Annotated in this window: 14 protein-coding genes; 5 read left to right on the top strand and 9 right to left on the bottom strand. The window is 28.0% G+C overall.

Annotation, left to right across the window (positions count from 1 at the left end; all coding sequences use genetic code 11):
• Positions 1-39 precede the first annotated feature (39 nt).
• Entirely contained in the window at positions 40-1,434 is a 1,395-nt protein-coding gene (locus tag Spiro2_RS01155; RefSeq protein WP_338636494.1) for an NAD(P)H-binding protein, read from the top strand.
• Between the two features lie 103 nt (positions 1,435-1,537).
• Here Spiro2_RS01155 and Spiro2_RS01150 read toward each other — a convergent pair whose 3' ends face one another.
• The 9 genes from Spiro2_RS01150 to Spiro2_RS01110 form a co-directional block, all read right to left on the bottom strand.
• Entirely contained in the window at positions 1,538-1,840 is a 303-nt protein-coding gene (locus tag Spiro2_RS01150) for an RNA recognition motif domain-containing protein (RefSeq protein ID WP_338636493.1), read from the bottom strand.
• A 203-nt stretch (positions 1,841-2,043) separates the two neighbouring features.
• Complete coding sequence (locus Spiro2_RS01145) at positions 2,044-3,171, bottom strand: tetratricopeptide repeat protein (RefSeq protein ID WP_338636492.1); 1,128 nt, start codon at positions 3,169-3,171, stop codon at positions 2,044-2,046.
• Entirely contained in the window at positions 3,168-6,293 is a 3,126-nt protein-coding gene (locus Spiro2_RS01140) for a hypothetical protein (RefSeq protein WP_338636491.1), read from the bottom strand. The genes Spiro2_RS01145 and Spiro2_RS01140 overlap by 4 nt, the downstream gene beginning before the upstream one ends.
• Positions 6,290-6,742: a hypothetical protein gene (locus Spiro2_RS01135; protein ID WP_338636490.1), complete on the bottom strand. Its 453-nt coding sequence runs from the start codon at positions 6,740-6,742 to the stop codon at positions 6,290-6,292. Before Spiro2_RS01135 ends, Spiro2_RS01140 begins: the two co-directional genes overlap by 4 nt.
• Positions 6,743-6,784: 42 nt before the next feature.
• Positions 6,785-8,803 carry a hypothetical protein gene (locus Spiro2_RS01130; protein ID WP_338636488.1) on the bottom strand — a complete coding sequence of 673 codons (2,019 nt, stop codon included), beginning with the start codon at positions 8,801-8,803 and terminating at the stop codon, positions 6,785-6,787.
• Complete coding sequence (locus tag Spiro2_RS01125) at positions 8,803-9,447, bottom strand: hypothetical protein (protein WP_338636487.1); 645 nt, start codon at positions 9,445-9,447, stop codon at positions 8,803-8,805. The genes Spiro2_RS01130 and Spiro2_RS01125 overlap by 1 nt, the downstream gene beginning before the upstream one ends.
• 98 nt (positions 9,448-9,545) lie before the next feature.
• Positions 9,546-10,625, bottom strand: a complete 1,080-nt coding sequence (locus tag Spiro2_RS01120) for a tRNA dihydrouridine synthase (RefSeq protein WP_338636486.1) — start codon at positions 10,623-10,625, stop codon at positions 9,546-9,548.
• A 34-nt stretch (positions 10,626-10,659) separates the two neighbouring features.
• Complete coding sequence (locus tag Spiro2_RS01115) at positions 10,660-13,797, bottom strand: POTRA domain-containing protein (protein WP_338636485.1); 3,138 nt, start codon at positions 13,795-13,797, stop codon at positions 10,660-10,662.
• A complete protein-coding gene (locus Spiro2_RS01110; RefSeq protein ID WP_338636484.1) occupies positions 13,784-17,983 on the bottom strand; it encodes a translocation/assembly module TamB domain-containing protein in 4,200 nt (1,399 codons plus the stop codon). The genes Spiro2_RS01115 and Spiro2_RS01110 overlap by 14 nt, the downstream gene beginning before the upstream one ends.
• Before the next feature lie 146 nt (positions 17,984-18,129).
• On the opposite strand from Spiro2_RS01110, the gene accD reads away from it, so the two are divergent.
• Genes accD through Spiro2_RS01090 form a run of 4 tightly spaced genes read left to right on the top strand, consistent with a single transcriptional unit; the run spans position 18,130 to position 23,444 of the window.
• Positions 18,130-19,014: an acetyl-CoA carboxylase, carboxyltransferase subunit beta gene (gene accD / locus Spiro2_RS01105; RefSeq protein ID WP_338636483.1), complete on the top strand. Its 885-nt coding sequence runs from the start codon at positions 18,130-18,132 to the stop codon at positions 19,012-19,014.
• On the top strand, positions 19,004-20,320 hold the full coding sequence (locus tag Spiro2_RS01100) for a bifunctional folylpolyglutamate synthase/dihydrofolate synthase (protein WP_338636482.1): 1,317 nt from the start codon (positions 19,004-19,006) through the stop codon (positions 20,318-20,320). The genes accD and Spiro2_RS01100 overlap by 11 nt, the downstream gene beginning before the upstream one ends.
• On the top strand, positions 20,313-21,596 hold the full coding sequence (locus Spiro2_RS01095) for an LptA/OstA family protein (protein ID WP_338636481.1): 1,284 nt from the start codon (positions 20,313-20,315) through the stop codon (positions 21,594-21,596). The genes Spiro2_RS01100 and Spiro2_RS01095 overlap by 8 nt, the downstream gene beginning before the upstream one ends.
• A gap of 12 nt (positions 21,597-21,608) precedes the next feature.
• Complete coding sequence (locus tag Spiro2_RS01090) at positions 21,609-23,444, top strand: hypothetical protein (protein WP_338636480.1); 1,836 nt, start codon at positions 21,609-21,611, stop codon at positions 23,442-23,444.
• Positions 23,445-23,483 lie beyond the last annotated feature (39 nt).

Here is a 23,483-nt window from a genome sequence, read left to right as displayed (position 1 = left end):
TTTATTTGCACTAATACAAAAATGTAATGAGGTAACAATATGAAAAAACCTTGCATTGCAATTACTGGAGCAAATGGATTTATTGGAAAACATGCAATTAACGAATTATCAAAAAAATTTTACATTAAAGCATTATCAAGAGTAATTCCAAATAATATAGAAAAAAATGCGAATATTGAATGGGTTAAGTGTGATTTATTTAGTTTAAAAGACACAGAAAATGCCTTGAAAAACTGTGATTATTTATTGTATTTAATTCACTCAATGTGCAAGCAATCAAAATTCTCACAAAATAATTTTGTAGATTTTGATTTAATCATTGCAGATAATGTTCGCAGAGCAGCAAAGCAAAATAAGATAAAACAAATTATTTATATTGGTGGAATTTTACCGAATGACGAAGAAAATATATCTAAACATCTAAAAAGCAGAAAAGAAGTTGAAAAAATTTTGTCATGCAATGAAATCGCGCTCACTTGTATTAGGGCTGCTATGATTATTGGACCTGGCGGAAGTTCATTTCAGATAGTTCACAGCTTGGTAAAAAGACTACCAATTATGGCGACTCCAAAGTGGACTAACTCTTTATCACAACCAATAGATATTATCGATGTTGTAAATTTTATTGAAAATTGTGTTGGGAATTGCGAAGTTTACAATAAAAGCATTGATGTTCATGGCTCTGAGATCATTTCATACAACTCTTTGATGCTTAGAATTTCAAAAATTATGAATAAAAAAAGAACTATTATAACAGTTCCATTTTTTTCTTTAGCATTTTCTAAATTATGTGTTTATATAATTACTGGTGCAGATTATTTTACAATTTCACCATTGATAGATACTCTAAAACATAATTTAATTGCAAGTAATAAAACCATTTTTAATAAGTATATTCCGCAACCTATTGAGTTGGAAAAATCATTGCAAAGAGCAATAGAGTACGAAAATAAGTCCAAACCCTTTAAGAAAAAAAATATTAGAGAAGAAAAAAAAGTAAGAACTGTTCAAAGAATTCATTTGCCAGCCGGCTGGAATTCTTATGAACTCAGAGACGAATATATAAAATGGTTGCAAAAAAAATTTTTTATGATTGTGATGTATAAAGAACAAGAGAATATATTAAAATTTCAATTATTAGGAATAAATTTAGTAACAATTGAATTATCTCATACCAGAAGTTGCGTTGACAGACAAATTTTTTATATAACTGGAGGGATATTAGTTGTTAAAAAACAATTTTCTAATGCTAGACTTGAATTTCGCTTGTGCCCTCATGAAAACAAGGCAATTGTTGCAATTCATGATTACTATCCATCACTTCCTTGGTTTATCTACTCATTTATTCAATCTAAAATTCAAAAATTTTTAATAAATTTATTTAGTATACATCTAAAAAAAATTTCACTTAAGCAAAATAAGAAAATTACATAATATGAGGTGGAGTTTTATAAAGTAATTAAGAGCGAGTAGATTACTTAAGTGAATGTTAAGAAAATAAAAATTAGGAATACTTTTAAAATACTAAATAAAAGCTCTATCCACGAGCTTCAAAGCCACGACGATGATAACCACCATCTCGTCTACTCTCTTCACGAGGACGGGCTTCATTAACAGTCAACGGTCTACCCATAAAAGGTTTACCATTTAAATTATCAACAGCCTTGAGAGCATCATCCTCTTGTTCCATTTCTACAAAACCAAATCCTTTGCTATGACCAGTTTCGCGATCTGTAACAACACGAGCGCTTGTCACAATACCATACTGATTAAAAGCTTGTGAAAGCTCCGTATCTGTACAACTAAAAGGAAGGTTTCCAACATATAACTTCTTAGCCATGAGACATGCCTCCAAGGTGCGCTTTGCAACAGAAAAACGCCGCAAACCAAAAAACTATTACAAAAAAACTAATTGGCATTAACTAGCCTAACTAAAAGCGAAACTATACCGCTTATAACCAAAGATATACAAATTATGTAACTAGAAGTCAATAAAATTTAACTACAAATTTACTATTCAAGAATATATAGTATTTTTTTTTGCTATTTATTACTATATACCATTTGAGAAAGTTTAAAATAAATTATTTTATAATTTGGATCATTTTCATCAATTAAACTTAAGTATGCTTGCCATGATTTTTGAGCAGCAGAAAAAGAACCTCGACTATTTTCTAAAACACCCTTTAAATAATACAAGTGAGCATTGGATGGAAAATTTGAAATGGCTAATTCTAATACCTCGTTCGCTTTTTCAAATTGGCTATCTTTAATTAAACAATAAGAGTAATTATGCGCAGAGTATGGATTTTTTTTATCTAAAAAATATGAATCTAAAAAATATTGACAAGACTGTTCATTATTTCCTTCAAAGTGTTCAAGAATTCCTTTCCATAAAATAATTTCATTATTATTTGGAAATAATAACTCTCCTCGATTTATTGAAATTCTAGCATTTTTTTTATCTCCTAAAGCAAAATTTGACTTTGTTTGTAAAATATACAAATAAGGATTCTTATCAATTGCTAAATCGACTCCTCGATTTGACACGTCAAGAGATAACAAATAATATTTTTTATTATAATAATACTCAGAAAGCACTACATATATAGGTGACCAATTCTTAGAATTTTCTACAAGCTTTTCTAAAATTTGCACAGCTCCAATTTCATCTCCAGTTTGAATATATGCTAATGCCAACAATAAAGAAGCTTCTTTATAAGGACTTAGAGAATAAGCTTCAATCGGCAAATAAGAATCATTAACCTGCAATTCATTTAGTACTAATCTTGATTTTTCAATAACACTTTGATAATCACCCTGCCTTAAAAACTGCAGAGCATTAAAAATTATATTCGATTCGTTAGGCTCAAATTGAAATATTCTAAAATCAAGTCTATTTTTTTCTAATAACTGATCAATTTCTTTTCTTGGTTTCATATACTCAATGATGCTTTGAGGAGTATTATTTTCATTTAACATTTTTCTTTGTGACCTAATACTAGAATCTGGATAATAAAATAAAGCCGGTTGATAACTTAATCTTAAGAGTTGAGAATCAGCATTAATACTTGTTGAGTTTTTTCCTAATATTTTTTTACTCTCTCTACTATTAACACATGACACTAAAAAACAATATGTGAGAACAACAATTATAAAAAAAGGTTTCATTCATCTACTCCTTTTTTATAGTTTGTGTTATTGTTAAAAAATGTATTAAATAAGTAATCGTAAATAAACTCTGAATTTTGACTTGTTTGAACTAATGGCTGAGGAATTACTTTAAACTCTCTGTTTTCATATTTAGAAAGATAGCTTGAAATTAAAATTTGATTATCAATGTCATTGCTAATATTTGTTAGCGCATCGTAAAAGTACTTTTTTGCATCTGTATTTAAAATATTTGCTGTAATTAAAAACTTGTCATTTTTCAAAAATTGATAATATTTAGAATATGAATCAGACAACATTGAGGACATTTTTCCAAGTAAAATATTTGATTTATTAATTACTTCTATAAAATTTGCTTTATTTTTAAAAAGTTTTAACCTATTTTTTAATCTATTAATTGAATTTAACATAAAATCAATATCTTTATTATTCATTTTTTTATTAAATGAAATATAATTTTTATTAAATACATAGTCCTCAAAATTGTTTAACTTTTCGATTACATCAAATATTATTTTATCCATTAAATTATCTTTTTTTATATTATTTTCAATGTAAATTTTATTAATATTTTTATCTATAACACTATAATTATATTTATTAACCAAATGGAGATTAGACAAAGATACTCCAAACAATGCCCTATTATAAGAATACTTATCAATATTTTTAATTTTTAATACATCTTTATAAATAAGATTTGACTTAGAATAATTTTTTAAATTATAATATTTATCAGCTGAATTAATTAAATAATTTAAGAATTCAGTATTATCAATCTTTTCTTGCATTAAACTAATTTTTCCAATTCTTTCTAGCAATCTGGCAGCATCAGACTCTTTATTAAATATGCTATATATTTCTAATGCTCTTTTTAAAGCGTACAATCTTTTATCAACAGAAATAAAATTAGTATTATTAAAGGACGATTTATCATAAAGCGAAGCCGCATTTAAAAACTGCAATTGCATATCGTATGCTCTTGCTTTCCAATACATCACTTCATTAATTCTATTATTTTTTGAGTTATTATTAATAAAATAATTACTTAAAGATGAAACTTTTTCCCAATTTTGTATTGAAGAAAAATCTTCTAGCGCAAGGACTGCTATATTTCCAGAATTTGGATTATTTATAAAATTAATGACCCAGCTTTCAAGAAAATTTACAGAATTAAGCAATTCTCCTTTAATTTTTAAATTTGAAGAAAATAATAACGCGATTTTATAATTAGAATTTAAAACAAATTCTTTTACTTCATTGTTAACAACACTCATATTTACAAACTTCTCTAATGCTCCCGCTGCAATGGGAATTTCATCACTTCCTGTGTTCATTTTTATATATAAATTTGCTAATGCAAAGCATGTTTTTGATTTTTCCTCAAGATTAAACATTGCCAAGTCTAAGGGTTTTAATGAAAGAATCTTTTCATACCGATTTCTTGAATTTTTATAGTCTTTTAAAACTTCAGCACGTTTTGCGCTTTCAAATAACGCTAATCTTGCTTGAGGATTATCTGGAAAGTTAGCTATAAATCCATCTACTGCATTTTCATATTTTTTATATTTTTCAGACTGTGAGTTAAATTCATCCTCACTAATCTTTCTAGAAATGTATACAAACTGGTACCATGCAATTTTAAGAGAGTCTATATTTAATGTATACTTAAAACTCTCTTCCACAACTTTTAATGCATTTTCATAATCTTCTCCCTTCATAAGAGCATCAGCATAGAGCTGTAGTAATTCTTCTCTTTTATCACCATCAAAATGTTCTTGCAGACGAGAGTTATATATTTCTGCACTTTTTAAGTACATAGAAAGAGATTTTGTTGTTTGTCCTAATTTATAAAAATACTGCGCTGAAGGTAGTGAATATTCAAAAATTAAATTTCTTCTTTTATCTTCTTCATTTTCTGATAAACTAAGACGAGTTTTCCATACTGATTCCATAGAAATATACGCTGTTGCATAATAAGCCAATTCATTTAATTTATCAAAATTTTGAATATATTTTAATGCTTCAATTCTTGCATCAATAAAATCTAAGTGTGATTTTGAAAATTTAAATTTATCTTCAATTATTTTAGCTATATTCTCCACTTCATTTGCGTGGCCTGAACTTGTAAGCTGATAAAATGCTTTAACAATCATTTTTTTACCAATTTCACCAGATGCTTTGTCAGATGCTATTAAATCAAATTTATTAATATCTCTCGTCTCAAATAATGCAATTCCTCCAATTCTAATTATATCTTCAAAAACTTTTTCAGAAATTATTTTTTTATATTTTAAATGCTCTCTTGATAAATTATAGGCATAGTTAACAGCAATTTGATAATTTGCGTTTCTATAAGAAGCCCATAGCAACCTAATATTTATATTACCAACAAAATTTAAATATTTATATTGGTCCTTTTCTGCAATATTTTTTACTAAATCAAACCCTTTTTCATAAAATTTTAGAGAATTTTGAAAATTATATTGCTCAAATTCAGCATCACCTAAACCAATATATGCTCTTACGAGTTCTTCTTTCAAATTCTTAAGATTTAATTTTAAATTAATAATATCTTTATAGTATGAACTTGATAACACGTATTTTTCTGAATGAAAGGCTAGATAGCCTGCAAGAAGATGAATTCTTATAAATAATTTTTTATTTTCATCATTTACTTTAAAATTTTCAATGCAATCATCAAGAATACTTCTTGACTCATTTGCATCTAATATTTTTGTCATAAATGAATACAATGAAAGCTTGTATGCTGCTTCAAAAAATGCATTATTTTTTTCTTTTTTATTATATATTTTCTTTAAATTTTCAATTGAAATTTTAATTTTTTCTTCTTGAATTTTTTTACTATCTTGAAGTAATTTCTCTTCTTCTAAATCCGTAATCTGAGCTTTAAAATTCAAGTCTCTAATAAACTCCTCTTTCCATGTTTCATAATGTAATTCAAAAATTCCTTTAAATACATCTTTTACTTGTTCTTCTTGTTCTGTTTTTGAATTAAATCTATTTTTACTTTTATGCGAGAGATTTGGTATAAAGAATTTTTCATTGCAATAAATTTTAAAATGAAAAATAATAATAATTAAAAATATAATTTTCTTCATCTTATTAAATCCATTTTTACAGACTGCCTTAATGAGTTCAGCCATTTTTCTCTTTCTTCGGATGATCTTTTAATATCATTATCTCTTACAATTCTTAAATCATAATTTGCCTTATTATTTACAGATAAAGTTATATTTACATAATCATAAAATTCTACTAGTCTTGGCCTTATCTGATTTATTAAGTCATTAATATTTTTATTATATTCTTTAACTATACTATCTTTTACAACTTTGATTAATTTTTGTTCATTATTAATTTTATTTGTTATAATATTTATACTTTCCAAAATTTCTTTTCTTTCTTGATTCATTCTATTTTTAATTTTTTTAGCTGCCATTATAGTCTGATTATAACTATTTATTAATTCACTCCATGATTCATTGACTGCCTCATTAAAATCAAAATCATTTTTTGAAACTGGTTTTATTCTATTTTTATAGTGCAAATTATAAAAACCATTAATTGTATTTTTAATAATTTCAGAGTTTCAATCAAAAATTTTTAATGAAGCAGGTTTTAAGCTCTTAGATAATTCTAGATACCTATCTCTAATACTTAAATCAACTAACTGATTATAAATATGATTATAAATTTTTTCTGAATAACCTTTTTCAAGTAAATAAATATCTTCATCGTACTTTTTTTCTGGAATTCTATAACTACTTAAAAAAAACAAATAATTTAATGATGCAAGTTCTGCTCCAAAATTATACACTGAGTTTGCCGTTTTTCCAATTACATGTGGGATATTTGGTCTATAAGTTTCTTTTTCAATTTCAGTTTTAATTTTAAAGTTACTAATATCATCATCCATAGAGTAGAGTCTTTTTAATAATTCAAATCTATTTTTTTTTGCAAATTCTATTCCAGGACTTTTAGAATTCCATAGTTGATACTCGAGACTATCCATACTAAATAAGATTTCTTTAAAATTGTCAATTATTTGTTCTAAATACGTTAATGATGAAATTGCCCTTGATTCAATTATACCACTATAAGTATAATCAATAGACTTGAGTGAGTTAGCTAGCTCATTTTTTAATTGCATTATTTCATTATCAAAATAAAAATACGCTTTTTTAAAATCTAAAAATCGACTAATTGTTTCACTTTTTATTCCGTATTGTTCTGATAAACTTGCAAGCATAAAAATATTTTCAATAATTGATTCATCTGTCTTATTATTATTTTTAATAATACTATCTATAAATCTTATATCAGCTTCCGTCTGACTTATTAGATCAATTAAATAACCTTCATTTTCATAGTTTATTTCAGATTGTTTAGAAATTATATTTGCCAAAATAAATTTTGATATGTTAGTTTTATTTTTATGAATATCTTTATTTTTTATTAAATTACTTTCTAATGTATTTATTGCATATTTGTATTGTAGAGCACTTTCATCATATTTATTTAATTGATACAAAACATGGGCATATTCAATATTAAATACATACTTTTTATTTTTAAATTTAATTTTTATATCTTCAGAATTAATAGATAAAATTTTTTGATAATAAAATTTTGATTCTTCATAGTTTTCATCAATAGCATAAAGCCTTGCTAAACACAAATTTGCTTGAAAGTAATTGTAATCATTTTTTTCTACTTTTTTTAAATTTTTATTTGTTTTTTGATAATCATTTGACAGCATCCTTAATATTGATATATACTTATCTTTTTGATTAATTTTAAAATACATTAACGCTAAAATTAAATATGACTTTCCTAAAAATTCATTATTATATTTAGTAATATTTATTGAATTTTCAAGATAATTTATAGAAAACATTGGATCTGAATATGCTTCTATTAAAGAAAGTGAAATTAAAGCAGAACTTAAAGCATAGTATTTAGAATCTCTTTTTATTAAAGGTGACTGACTCCAAATATTTATGTTATTTTTAAAATTATTTATTTGATTACTCATTTTTCTTTTTTGAGTTTCATAAAAAAATTCTAATGAACAGGAGAGTCTCCATTTTTCGGTAAATAATTCTTTATCATTATTAGAAATAATTAGCATTTTCAAACATATATCAGTTGTTTTTTCATGGATTTTTAGCTGTCTATTTGCTTCAAATAATATTTTATTTGCCCAAACTGTATTTTTATGACTTCTTGGATTTATTTTTTTTATCTCTTCTTCTATAATATTGATAGCTGTGTTTGGGTTTCCTAAGTATAAATGATCTTGAGCTTTTAATAAATTAATTTCAGCTCTAATTGGATCTCCTTTTAGTCCTAATGGAAATTTTTGTTTTTCATATTCTTTACTTTCTGGATCAGGAATGTTTGATAATAATGTTAAGCCTCTTATTTGAGTTTTTATATTTTCAATTTTCCAATCGATTTCTCTTAATTTTTTCCATTGATTAAAACGAATATCTTGATCTAGTTCAAATATATCGCTAGTTAATTCTGTATTTTTTACAATTTGTGAATAAGAATTATAGTGAAAAATGACATTTATTATTAATAGAACAATCCATAATAAAAACACTATTTTTTCTCCAATGACTCTTCACTTTCTATTTCTAACTCAGGAATGCCATTTTCTTTTTTTGGTTTTAAAATAAGCTTAATATTATGAACACCAATAGTCATATTACCATCTATAATTACTTTTTTTTCAACCGACCATTTTCCTTGAGGAATTACGTATGGCCAATTATTATTTTGTTGTCCTACCAAACCTTGAATTTTAATTTCATATCTTCCATTTGGAAGAGGTCCATTAAAAATTGGTAATCGCATATTTTTTTCAAAAAATATTGGTTTTGTATAGTTAATAATTGGAACATTATTGATTGTGGCGTTTAGTTCAATAAATCCAAATTGCGGCAATCCTTTTTCTTGTCTTGATTCTATTTCAACTTTAACTTCTATTCTATCTTTAAACCTAGATATTAATAAATCCTGCAAAGATATTACCTTTGCTCTTAATTCTTTATTTTGATTCTGTATTTGAGAAATTTTGTTTGTAATTTCTTGTGAAGATGAAATATCATTATCATCACCAATTATTAAAAAGGGATCTGGTGACGAATATTTTGTTTGAGAATAGGCCAAAGTATTAAAAATAAATAAACAGATAATCACAAGTTTTACAAAATTTTTTTTATTGAAATTTTTAAAATTTTTCATAAATACCTCTTAGCTTTCTTATTATTTCACTAAAAGACACTTGAAGTATTGATTAAAATTTCCTATAAATGACGTTTTTTTGACAGAAAATTTTTTATTTAAAACATTTTAATATGCTGAGTCATTGTATTATTACAGTTATGAGAAAACTCAAGTACATTGTTATAAAGTTCTGTCACTGATTTAGATTTCATTGATATTTTCCAGAAATGATGTCCAAATAAAAACCATCTTGCGCCCGTTGCAACAAAAAATCTAAATTTTTCTAAAATGTAACTTTCATCATCAAAATATTGAGTTAATATTTTGATAAAACGTAAACATGCTTGTGCATATTCAGCTCCTTCTTCTTCGGGAGATTGCGGCGCTTTCTTCCCTTCATAACCAATTGGTGTCTGTCCATACCCTAATAATTCTGATATTTGCCATAAAATCCATGGGCGTGCGGTTGCAGCTCGCGCAATCATAACACCGTCGACTTCATAATTTTTAAGAACACTGACAGCATCCTGAGCAGTTTGAATATTGCCATTTGCCACTACAGGAATCGAAAGTTTCCGTCGAATATCACTGACTAAACTCCAATTTGCGTCTCCACTATGCTTTTGTTCTTTGGTTCTTGCATGAATCGTTATAAAATTGGCACCCGCGTTTTCGAGTGAAGAAGTAAACGATAATAATCTCTCAAAAGTTTCGTTTTCTGATATTCCTCCGCGAAGTTTCACGCTAACAGGCTTGGTTGAAAATTTTTTTACAATTTTTACAACATCACTTGCATACTTTTCATCACCCATGAGCCGAACACCCCAATTGTGTTTTAGAGTATGCGCAACGGTACAACCCATATTAATATCAAATCCCCAAGGATCTTGTTCAAGTAATTTTAAAATACTTGGAGCTAAATAACGCTCCTCATTTCCTAATAATTGCGGAATATAATATTTTTCGCCCAAAGCAACTTTTAGCTCATTTGTGGTTTCTAATTTTTCGTTAGGAATTCTTCTTGTAGAAAGCATTTCGGTAAATTTAATTGCAAAAATATTTTTAGGTGTATAGCTTGCAATAAGCTCACGGAATGCCACATGAGACAAACCTACCATTGGAGCTATAAAAAAAGGAAACTCAATTCCTAATGCAGATAAACGTGTTTCCAAAATAAATTTATTGTTATTTTCCATTATTAATATATTTTCCTAAGTTTTATTCTGAACTTTAAAACTGTGCGCCTATTCTTAAATGAAGGGCTCCTTTAAACTCTATATCTCCATTCAAATAGGACGTTTTTTGAATACGCAATACACATGAAGGAGGAGTTGTCGCATTTTGCGCGTCACCAGGAGTCATACAATTATTTTGATTTTGGGAGGGATCTTTTAAAGGATATCCATAATCTAAACTCAATGTTGCATAATTTCCTAAAATTAACCTCAAGCCTATTCCTGTAGAAACATAAGCACTCTTCCAATATTGTTCAAAAAAATCAAATCCATTAAATTGAATTGCAGATGGAGCCATCAACGCCGCTGCATCTGGCACACATTGCGTTGTTGATGGCTCAACAAGTCCAATTTGTTTATTAATTTGATCGTTTATTTGTGCAACCTCTCCTTTAGTAAAATAATTAAAGGCAGAGTCCAAAAATAACACCATCCCAAATACTTCGTTGAAGCGATAACGTGTTTCTGACTTAAAATAAATTAAATTTGTCGCTCCAATTGATGCTAACTGAGTGGTACAATTAGGAACACCATTATTGGCGTAATGAATCCATAACAAAGGACCAGGAGCTGTACTTCCATAAGTTTCCGGAAATCCTCTTACAAGAGCGCTTTCTGTTAATGTTGCTCTTCTTGAAGCGGGCGGAGTTACAGTGGAACCAAACTGATTAACTGTATCTCTAATAAATTTACCGCCTAAAGACACAGCTCCACTCAACTTCCCATAAATTGGAAAATACGTATCATAAGAAAAATTATAACGATTAAACTGCACCTCAGAACCTAAACCAAATCGTGCTAAACCAAATTGCAAACTATAATACGACCCAGACGTTGGCCAGGCTGGGCTATTTCTTGTATCAAGAGAAGCATTTGTTAATAACTCAAAAATGCTGACCGATGGGCTATCCAAAGTTTGAACAACTGCACTTTCTGAACTTGTTGATTTTGAACGCTCATAAATAAAAGATTGTCTAAAATTCCAATTCAAACCCCAAAATGCAGGCTTCCAATCACCCGAAAATTGTAAAGTTAAATATTCTCTGTTTGTCAAAGTTTCGGCAGCAACTTGATAACTCAATACAGAACTCACATCAATCGGTGTGGTTAGTGCTCCTAACTTAAACAATGATTCAGACAGGCCTAAACTTAGCTTTGCACCTAAAATTTGTCTTGTATCTGATGATGCAAATGATTGCTGTTGTTTTTCTTGAGAAACATTAAGATTAGAAATAAATCTTAATCCATCAGTATTTAATTTATTTAAAACATAATCCGTATCAAATACATAGCCCTTAAAGTTAGACCATGAAGGAGATAACGCTAATGAATAACCTGTTTTTGCATGCGCATGAATAATAATATCGATTCGAGTTTCTTTTCTTTCAAAAGAACTAAAATCAAGAGCTTCTATGAGAACAGAAGAAAAAAGATCATGTTTTAACAATCTTATTCTGGCATCGTCAAATTTTTCTTGGCTAAACACATCTCCTTCTTTTAATAATGATGTTGAAATAATAGTATTATCTTTTCCAACTATTTGACTATCAACGTAAATTTTTCTAATTCTTACTAATGGTCCCATATCAATATTAATTTGTAAATTAACTAAAATCTTATCTCTGCTTTCTGGTACAGTTGATTGTGTAAATCTTATTTGTGAATACAAGTACCCTTCAAACAATAATTGTTTTTTAATTTCATCATAATAATTTTGTTTACTTGTATAACTTAACGGCGCGCCTTGTTTTAATAAAGATTCTAAGCTTTTTTGATCTAATTCAAAATTTTTAGAAAGACCATTAATTTCAATTTTATTAACAATATACTTTGGCCCTTTTTCAATTCTAAAAAGTAAATTCATCTCTTTTTTATCAATGCTTGGTATAAAATCTGGCATATATACATTTACATTTAGGTAACCTTCATTCAAAAATATAGATTTTACCTTATCTTTATAATTATTTAAATTTTCTTGATAAAAAGGAAGTCCAGAAGAAAAAAATGAAGAATTTATTCCTAAATTTTCTAAAATTTTTGCTTCATTTAAACCATCACCAACAAAATTAATTTTACCAATTTTAACTAAGTTACCCTTTTTTAAGATAAACTTTAAAATAGTATTTCCATTTTTATCTATAATTTTTTCTGGTCCTAATACATTTACAAAAGCAAATCCTTGTTTTTGATAAAAATTATTTATAATTGATAACAAATCGGCGTCTGACATTATTAAAATATCAGAATAAGTGTAGCCTTGGGTGGTAATAGCAAAATCCTGATTTAAAATACCTGTTTCTTCATCATAAATTTGAAAAATTGTTTTAGGACCTTTATCAATTTCAAGAGTTATTTTTGCACTTTCATTATTTGGAGAATAAGAAATAGCTTTTATGCGAACATTTGCTTTTAAATACCCTTGTTCGTAATAACTTTCTTTTTGTAAATCTAATGCATCATTAATAGACGATTGATTGCAAATTGAACCTGTTTCAATTGGAAGTGTCAAAAAATTTAAGACATTAGAAAATGTATCCTGAATTATAACTTGATCAATTCTGCATGGATTACCTTTGTCAACATTAAAAACAACTTGCAAATATTGATTGGTTACTTCATTGACTTGAACAGAGTCGACCTTTGCATTTAGATAACCACGCTTCACTAAATTTTTTTGGATAAATAAGGTATCATTCTTTAATGTATATTCTACAAAAGGACGTCCTCTCTGAGTAGAGAGAAATTTTAAATAATCACTCGCTTCAGCTGATGACATTCCATTAATAATGATATCATGAACCCGTTTAATGGTTTCTGCTTTTGCTACAAATATTATTTGATTGGCATCAGTAATAATTCTATCAACTTCAACACTTTGATATAAATTTGTCTGCATCAAAAGTGAAATAATCACATCTTCTAATTCTGGCAATGGAACTAAAGAAAGATCATGGAGCATATCTGAATAAAAACTTGTTCCTTCTCCATCTACAACTAGATACAATTCTACAACTGGATTTAAATTTGAAGCTTGATCTAATAATTTAAATCTTTCTGCTTGAGAATAAACAAAAATTTTAAAATTTAGTAAAAAATAGATAAATAATATTTTAAAAAAATTACTGGCTACCAAATCGAAACCTCAAACCACCAGTAACCTCAGTTGTGGTTTGCTGGTGTGATATAGATGGATTAGAGGAAGAAAAAGAACTAAAAAGACTTATTGTATTGTTCAATAGAAACGTTGCAGAAGCTGAAGAAGTAGAGCCCACATCACCCGACTCCCCCTGATAACTAACCCCTAAGTTTAAACGTTCCGATAATGAACGGCTTACAGTTGCTCTCCAGCTCAATTGCCCATTTTGAGATGTAGGAATGATACTCACATTATCTACAAGTCCTCCTGTTACTGTACTTAATGTATTATTCAAAAATCCAAGCTGTGTAATTTGACTACCACCAAAAAAGGAATACATGCTTGTTGATGCAGAAAGCAAATTTGCACTAGAACTTTGTAAAGGAATTTGACCTGTTGAAATTATAGAGATAATATCTCCATCAGTGATTCTATCACCATTTGGCAACGTTGACGGTTGTATCGCTAGACCAAGTCGAGAAGTACTCAATTTGCCAAGCAAATTAACAAAAACTGTATAATTTGAGACCCTTGATTCCAATTGAATATCTACATTAGGATCATACTTTTGCAACTCAATAAAATTAAAATCTGCTTTTTTGACATCAAATCGCGTTTTCAATAAAAAAAGACTAGCGACTTCCGAGGATAAACTACCTACCAAAATAGGATTATCTGTATCTCCCGTTATTAATATACTTGGATTACTTGAAAATTTACCTCTGACACATTGTGTTTGTAAAGTTAATGAACTTAAAGCTTGCAAATTTACATTTAAGTTTGCAAAAGGCTTTAAGTTGGTAGCTGGTGGTGTACTAAGATTACTTTGAGAAATAAATTCATTTGCAATTTCATTACATGCTATATCTTTAAAAATTCTCAACTTGTTAACAATAATATCACCATTAATTAAGTAAGGTCTTTGATTACCAGAAATTGATATATTAGCATTAAAATTTGTATCAACATTTTGAAAAACTGGAATTTGCAATTTTAAATCTGTATTTCTTGCAGAAAGTCTAAATAGTATCGAAGAGTTGTTATTATCGCTATCAATTAATGAGTCTAAATCAACACTCCCAACTATGCTAACATCTCCTGCACCTTTTTCTGCATGAAAATCCTGAAGTTCTAACTTATTATCTCTAAAAACAATTTTACCACTTAAATTTTTAAAAGATGGCTGAAAGCTTTTAAGAGAGAGAGAATCTGCCTGTAAATTTAAACTTCCAGAAGTTTTAAGTCGATTTAAAGTACCATCAATTTTTACTCGTCCCCTTAAAGTTCCTTCAGAAGTAGAAAAAATATCTGAAACTTGTTCTAATTTATTTAAATAATAATCTAGAAATATATTGGTATTAATTTTTTTATCTGAAATTCTATAAGAAAATTTTGAAACTTCAATTTTTCCAAACTCACTATTAAAGTTTAATTCATTAACGTTAAAATTATCTCCATTAAATGAAAGCTCACTTTTACGGTTTAATGCAAAAATAATTTTTCCAATTTGAAAATTAATAGTTTCTATTAAGCCAGAACCCTCCCATGTTTTAACCCAGTTTTTATTTTTTTCAGATCCAAATGGCGAGTCCCCATTTAATTGAAATTTAGCATTAACCTGTGAAAATAAAGAGTTTTCAGAACGAGTTTGATTACCTAAAAATATTGTTGGATTAAAATTCTTCATATCAACGCTTAAAAAAGAGTTTCCATCAAAATTTAGGGGAGTAAGATAAGTTAAAATAACCTGATTATTAAAAGAATTCAAACTAACACGAATTTTTTTATTTTCATTAGGAAAAATATTTAAAGAAAAATTTCCTAAATTATAATCTTGATATTTAACATTATAACCACTAGCAGAAACTACACCAAACAAGTTATTCCATTTTCCTGAAAGTTGAATATTTGAACTAAAAGTACCACTAAATTTATTTTCTCGAATTCCAGAAAAAACACTAAGTGGCAATTTATTAACTTTTGCTCTAAATAATGCATACTCAAATGACAATTTTTGTATTTCAAATAAAATAAAAGAAGAATCTTCACCAGAAGCAGGTTCATCTTTAGACATAATATCAAATAGTGATACAGCAGAATTAGTACAAATACCCAAAGAACAATTTAAGGAAATATTAACGTTTTTAATTAAGCTATTTACAATTTCAAATTGATTCGCATTAGTTGTAAATTTTAAATTCCAAGAAGAAGGATCGAAAAGAATGCCCTCTAATTCTAATAATAATTTGTTAGATTCTCCTTTTAAATTTTGTAACTCAGGAGGTAAAAAACTAGAAAAAGAATAAGCTAATACATCAAAATAAGTCTGTTGCGAAGATAAATTAATCTTTGTTTTAAAATCTAAAAAACTAGAATTTACTTCATTTATAAATACAGAAACTATTTTATTATTTCTAAAATTACTTAAGGTTGCAACAGCATTTTTTAACCAAAACATTTTAGAATTAATTCCAAAAACGCCTTTGTATTCTTGAAACTTAATTCCAACAATGTCACCTTCATATATATGAGCATCGGATGTAAAAACAACATCTGATGATCCAGGCGTTACTTTTAGCTCTCCTTTAAAACTAGCTAAGCCATAAGTATTTTGCTTTAAAAAATAGTCAATTGAACTTAAAGAAATATTAGTTCCATTAAGTTTAAAATCAGCTCCAACTCCTTTAACAGGAGTTAAGTCAATTAATCCATTTAAAATTTGAATATTTCCTAAATTATTTTTTTTACTATCATTTATTACAAGATTACTTTTATCAAAAATCAAGCTAAGCGCATTGGCTTCCATATTAAGATTAAAACTCAAATTTGGTAAAGGCTTACGAGCATTTTGATCTTTAAATTCTGTAACAAATAAGCTTTCAGCAGCCCCAGTTCCTTTAATATAAAGATCAAAAATTTTCTTAGGATTTTTACTAAAAATATTGCCATTAACGGTTAGAGACTTTGAATTTATTAAAAAATCTATTGGCGTATAAGAAACTTCTCCTAACCCATTTAATAATTCTGAAAATTTAAATTTTTCAATGTCAGCAGTATTTTCGAAGTAAAAATCCTTAAATAATTGAAACTTTCCTTTTGCCTTAATTATTCCGGATTTATTAGAATGAATTACTGCGTTGCTGTAGTCAATTGTTGAATCTTTAAAAACCAACTGAGCTGTACCAGAATATATATTAAAATCCTCTAAAATAAAGTTTTTCCATGATACTGAACCATTAAATACTGGTTCATCTGTAATTTTTTTGCCAGACACTGCAAATCCCGATAAAATCGCTCTTCCACTTGCTTTCATATCTAAAAGTTGAAATACATCTCTTGAATTGACATCAAGTTGTTTTACATTTAAAATATAAGAAGAATCTTCAATTTTTTTTGCTAAAAGTCCCTGTATTTCTGATTTGAGTTGGAAAAGATTGCTCAATATTTCAAAATTTTTAAAAGAAACATCTCCATTTGTTGCAACATTTCCATTTAAATTTATAGATGATATTGAAGTCGCTTGTGAATGAAAAGGAAATACAAGAATAGAATTCCCTATTGACAAATTAATTTTAAAAATATTATTTTCTTTAAAATTTTTATCTTTATTTATAAAAATTTTATTAATAGATATTTTTTGATAATTTTTTGAGTTTTCATCACCTAAATTTATATTAAAATTTACTAACTCTGTTTGAAAATTTAAAGTTTTGTATACATCAGACAAAATTTCTTGAATATTAACTTCTGTATCATCTTCTTTATTTAAAATATTTAATAAAAATTCGGGTAAAATTAAATTATTCTTTTCATTATATAAAGCCTTTATTCCTCCACCACCCAAAGATACCTTATTGACAACAGGAATTCTGTTCACATAAGATGATAAAATATCAAAATATATTGATATTTTATCGAATTCGATAAAAGGCTCATTTGCAGATAAATTATTTGATTTATCAATTATTAACACATCATTTATATTTAATGATGAATCAAAAAAATTTACGTTTAACGATCCAAGTTTTAGTTCTAGTTTTTGATTTTTTAAATAATTTTCATTAAGATACTGAACAATTGTATGCTGAATTATCTGACTATTTAAAATGAAAAAAATTACTATATTAATAGAAAAGAATGAAACTATTAAAAAAATTAGCATTCTTTTTATAAATTTAAACACAATAAACTTTCCTCTCGAGGCAAGCTTAGGAAACTTAGTATTTTTTTATGATAACATTTATCACCAATAAGAGTCGGCAGCTTTTGACCATTTGCTTACTCTTTGTTATTGACTACCCACTGTAATCTGCCGAGGAGGTAACTGTAATGGGATGGCTATCACGCGAACCAGCAAAGCTACAAGACGTTTCTGAAAAAAAATCATTGCCAAGCGGTGTTTGGGAAAAATGCCCTTCCTGCTCTGAAATTATTCTCATTTCCGATCTCGAAGAAAATCAATTAGTATGCCCAACATGTAATTATCATCACAGACTCCCTGCAGAACAGCGTATCGAACTGCTTTTGGATAGTAATACATTTTATGAATGGGATCATGCTTTATGTAGCACAAATCCGCTTAATTTTGATGATGGAAGATCTTATGCAGATAAGCTTTCTAGTATGGCTAAAAAAACCAAAAAATATGATGCAATTGTAACTGGTGCAGGACTTATCAACAATTTGCCTGTTGGTATAGGAGTCCTTGATTTTTTTTGGATGGGCGGAAGCATGGGTTCTGTTGTAGGTGAAAGAATTTATAGACTCTTTTCAAGAGCTCGTAAGCTTAATTTGCCTGTTATCTTAATTAGTAGCAGCGGCGGTGCACGAATGCATGAAGGACTTATTTCATTAATGCAAATGGCCAAAACTTCTGCAGCAATTGCACTTCATAAAGAAGCACAACTTCCATTTATTAGTGTGCTATGTGATCCAACAACTGGTGGCGTCGCAGCAAGTTTTGCAATGCTAGGCGATGTCAATTATGCAGAGCCCAAAGCAACAATTGGTTTTGCTGGAAGACGCGTGATTGAAAATATCATCCGTCAAAAACTTCCTGATGATTTTCAAACAGCAGAATTTTGTTTTGAACATGGGGTTATTGACAGAATCATTAAACGATCAGAAATGAGAGAAATTATTTATAGAACTTTAAATATTTTAAGCACTCCCGTTAAGGATAAACCATTGTGTTCTCATGATCATGAAATATAAACTCCCTCAATCTCGACCTAAAACAGTTAAATCAACAATGGCACCTTACTTCGATAGAACTCGAGGGAATATCATCCCTGGATCGCATCGATTACAATGGCTTTTGAGCCGAATTTTAGATGATAAAGTTTTGCGTATGCCAGCAGTCTTAGTTGGCGGAAGCAATGGTAAAGGCACAACATGCGCATTTATTGAGTCTATTATTCATGAACATGGCTTAGTAACTGGTCTTTATACATCACCACATCTAATTCATCCAAATGAAAGAATTAGAATAAACGGAATACCAATAAGCGAAACAAAATTAGAAAATTATCTTAAAATAGTTGATCGTCTCTCTAAATGTCTGCTACCAGACGCATCTTTTTTTGAACTTATTACAGCAACTGCTTTTGTAGTCTTTTATAAAGAAAAAATTGATTTTTTAGTCTGTGAAGTTGGATTAGGAGGACACTTTGATAGTACAAACAGCATTTCTCCATTACTGAGTGTGATAACCAGCATTAGTTTAGAACACACCGAATTTTTAGGAGATTCTTTATTTAAAATAGCTTGTGACAAAGCATTTATCTCTCGGAGAAATAAGCACTTAATAATTGGAGATATTGCTGATGAAGCTGTTCAAGGAATAAAACATACTGCAAAAATTATTGGCAGCAGTCCAGTTTTTTGCTCGAACAGCACCCTAAATGAAAATTTAACAGAAATAGTTAAATATTTTAGTACATCTAATGATTTTGTTTTTCCAAAAATTAATTTGCCCAATTTAATAACTGCACTTAATTCAATACAATACCTATTCAAAGATTTACAAATTGAAATCAACATCGATAAAGTCAAAAAAGGAATACAAAAAACTTTTTGGCCTGGACGTTTTGATGTTAGACAAATTTGCGGAAGAAACGTGATTTTTGATGCTTCGCATAACTCTGATGGTTTTAAGTACTTTTTAAATGCTTACAATTTATCTTCTTTTTCTAGTAAAAAATTTGTGTTAATATTTTGCAGCCTTAAGGATAAAGACTGGAAAAAAACTTTATTACTTTTGCCTTTTGAAAAAATTTCAGCAATTATTTTCACTGAAGTACCTATTTTACGGAGTGAAAAATCTTCTGAGTTGGCAAAATTTTATAAAGAAAATATAGGTAATTGTATTTCACATGATATTGAAAATTTTGAACTCGCATTGGAAACAGGTATGAACTTAAGTTTTGAATTGCCATTAGTAATAACTGGATCAATAGCTTTTATTGGATTAGTTATGGAACGCTTTAATTTAAATGTATTCGAGGATATGAGTGAATAACATATTTCTCAATTTTAAAACATTAAGCCTTTATTTTTTTTTAATTACAAATTTTATTCTTTTTAATCAAAAAATTTATTGTCAAAGTAAAAACAACCTCCTTCTTTCTAGCATTCTTTTTTATGATGCAAATGATATAGAAATTAACAAAGAAAATAATTCAATAATTCTAAAAAATAGTGCAGAAATACTTATTGGAGATACTTATTTATCCTCTAATAAAATTATTATAAAAAAAGATATTGGATTAATTTCTGCAGAAGGAAATATCAATTTAATAAATAAAAATCAAAAAGCAACTGCTTCTAGAATTACTTTTGATTTAATTCATAATCAAATTAAAATGCATAATGCAGAAATTTATTCAGACACATCTACTATAGAAACTGATTACTTAACAGAAAAAACTGGAATAACAAAAGCAGAAATTGCTTTTGAACAAGCAAAAAAATTAAGAGCTAAAGAAATTGAAAATGAATTAAAAAATTTAAGAAACGAATACACAAGAGTAAAAAACTTAGATTTATTAGAACCTGAAAAATACGAATCTAAAAAAATTGAACTAACCAAAAAATACAGCAGGCTACTTGCCAGGCTAACTCGGACTCAGTTTCAACCAAATGCGATTTTAGCTGCCTTACCGGATAAAGAGCGTGACAAGATATTAAACAGAAGAACTGCTGTTAAAAAATTTAGTCAGGAAAATTCTAACACAGTTAATGAACTTATGAATTTTTCAAATTTAAAAGGATATATTAGGCTTTCTGCATCTGAAATTATACAAAAAAACAACAATATTTTAATATTAAATAATTCTATAGTCACAAGCTGTCAATGTAGTCAATTTAAAGAACCTGCTCTTTATAGTTTTAGCTCTCAAAATTCTGTTATTGAAAAAGATAAATATTTAACACTACACGATGTTACTTTAGATATTTTATCAATTCCTGTTTTTTATTCACCATGGCTTAAATTTCCAATTAAAACTCAAAGAGAATCTGGTTTTTTAACTCCAAGTTCTTACATTAGCAATAACGCAGGAACTGAAGTAAGCATACCTTATTTTATTACTTTAGGACCACATGCAGATAGTACTATTACATATGAATATTTTTCTCATAGAGGCTCACAAATTAATGGTGAATTTAGATTTCTAATAAAAGAAAATAGTCAATTAAAAATGGATACTAAATTTACTCAAGATAGACAGTATTCAAAAAATTGGGAAATAAATAATTCAAATATAGAACAAAAACTTTCGACCACATCTGATTAAGCATTAATTTCAATGCTAAATAGTTTTAAAGGTACAAACTTAAAAAATAGATGGTATTTAAGTAACTCCATTAATATTCCCGTTCTTGATTGTTGGTCTATAAAATCTAATACTCAATTTGTAAGCGATAACACTTACATTTCTGACTATTCTTCTAATAATTCTAACGTAACACCTAAAGCAACAGTTTATGGAGATACTTCAACAGCTTCAAAAAGATTTTTAAATCAAGAAGCCAACATGGAATTTTATGGAGATAATTTTATATTTTCTGTAAGAGGTCAAGGTGCACTTGATTTATTTGCGACATCTAATAAAAATACTCCAAATCGACTTCCTTTAATTGAATTAAATTTTTTACCTTATAGATACTTTAATACACCGTTTGTTTTTAGTAACAATACATCTTGGGAAAATATATTCAGATTTAATCAGCAAAATTTTATTCCATCATCACAAAATATATTTTCGCCTCAAGTTCCTGACACCTCTCAAACCGGAATTTTTTCTCCTAATGGCCCTAAAAACCCAAATGATCCGTATGTCCAGGGGTATCGAATTTCAAATACTGCAAATATTTTATTACCATTTCCAGTTAACGACTATCTCAATGCATATATCTCGTCGTCAGCGGTTACAACTCAATACTTTTTTCCTGATGCATATCCGTTTGGTAAAACTCAGCCATATTTAGCTTATTCCCAACATAAAGCGCATCTTGATATCCCGATGTATGCAAGTTTAAAAAATATCACCCCCCTAGGGATCATCACTCAACACTTTGTCCCATTTATTAATTTAAATTATATTCCAGAAGTTTTTCAGAGCTCAAATTTGCCAAATACTTATCAGTTATGGTACGCTAGCGATAACGCTTATAGTATTGCAACAGTTGAAGTTGGTGCAACAACATATTGGACAATTGAAAAAGACATTTACGAAGAATCTGATGAACCTATTTCGCGCTTGACAGATTCTGCAGAACCAGAAGTTGCAAACTTAAATTTTTTTAATGACAGCTTAAAAGAATATCATTTAGATGTTGAAATTGATTCAAAACATATTTTTGAATTTTCTTCAGAAAATGATGCTGCAAAAGTTTTTGATTTATGGGCTAAAAAAGAATTAGAAAACTTTTTTTCTGTTGTTAATGCAAATGAATTTAAACAAAATTATTCCTGGCCATCAGGTAATTATTTTAAAAGAAAAATAGCCTGGAACATGACACCTCTTTCTATTTCAATATCAACTGGCTATAATATTTTAGCTGATAAAACCGCTGCCGAAATAAATAAAAATGCAGGCCCAAACATAGCAGCAACTCCCTCTCAAAAATATACAGATATTTTAAGCTCAGCGACGTTTAATTTAGTTCCAATTTTTCCTTTTAAAGCCAATTTTAAAACATCATACAACCAATATTACAATCGTTTGAATTCACTTGAAATGACGTTTAATGCTGATTTGCCTTATGGGCTTTCACTCTCTTATACGCAAAACAATGATTACGTCGCAAATCCCTTAGAACAAAACTCCAACAGCTTTATTAAAAAAACTCAACAAGTTGCCAGCGCTTTTTACTCACCCAAGAATTGGATAAAACTTGGTTATCAGTGGTCAAAAAATACAGATCCCACAGTAGATCCAACCACAAATCTATCAAATGGCAGGGGCTACGCATCATCGCAAAACATTACCTTTTATAACTTACAAAATTGTTTAGACATTAGCTTTGCACGCAATAAGGCTTTTGGTATTCCCGAAAATTTTGCTACTTATGTAGTTTCATTGAACTTTAAATTTTTTGGATATTCTTATGACACACCGCCGTTAAAGATGAATAGATAAAAATAATTAGCAAATGATAGATGGCGAAAAGCTTTACAA

Source organism: Spirobacillus cienkowskii, from assembly GCF_037081835.1.
In the GTDB taxonomy this organism is placed as follows: Bacteria; Bdellovibrionota_B; Oligoflexia; order Silvanigrellales; family Silvanigrellaceae; genus Silvanigrella; species Silvanigrella cienkowskii.
Note: the sequence above shows the minus strand (reverse complement) of the source record. Positions and strands in the feature narration are given on the sequence as shown.

Coding starts and splice junctions, on each gene's coding strand:
- Spiro2_RS01155 (WP_338636494.1), top strand. CDS start 40: ATGAAAAAACCTTGCATTGCAATTACTGGAGCAAATGGATTTATTGGA.
- Spiro2_RS01150 (WP_338636493.1), bottom strand. CDS start 1,840: ATGGCTAAGAAGTTATATGTTGGAAACCTTCCTTTTAGTTGTACAGAT.
- Spiro2_RS01145 (WP_338636492.1), bottom strand. CDS start 3,171: ATGAAACCTTTTTTTATAATTGTTGTTCTCACATATTGTTTTTTAGTG.
- Spiro2_RS01140 (WP_338636491.1), bottom strand. CDS start 6,293: ATGAAGAAAATTATATTTTTAATTATTATTATTTTTCATTTTAAAATT.
- Spiro2_RS01125 (WP_338636487.1), bottom strand. CDS start 9,447: ATGAAAAATTTTAAAAATTTCAATAAAAAAAATTTTGTAAAACTTGTG.
- Spiro2_RS01120 (WP_338636486.1), bottom strand. CDS start 10,625: ATGGAAAATAACAATAAATTTATTTTGGAAACACGTTTATCTGCATTA.
- accD (WP_338636483.1), top strand. CDS start 18,130: ATGGGATGGCTATCACGCGAACCAGCAAAGCTACAAGACGTTTCTGAA.
- Spiro2_RS01100 (WP_338636482.1), top strand. CDS start 19,004: ATGAAATATAAACTCCCTCAATCTCGACCTAAAACAGTTAAATCAACA.
- Spiro2_RS01090 (WP_338636480.1), top strand. CDS start 21,609: ATGCTAAATAGTTTTAAAGGTACAAACTTAAAAAATAGATGGTATTTA.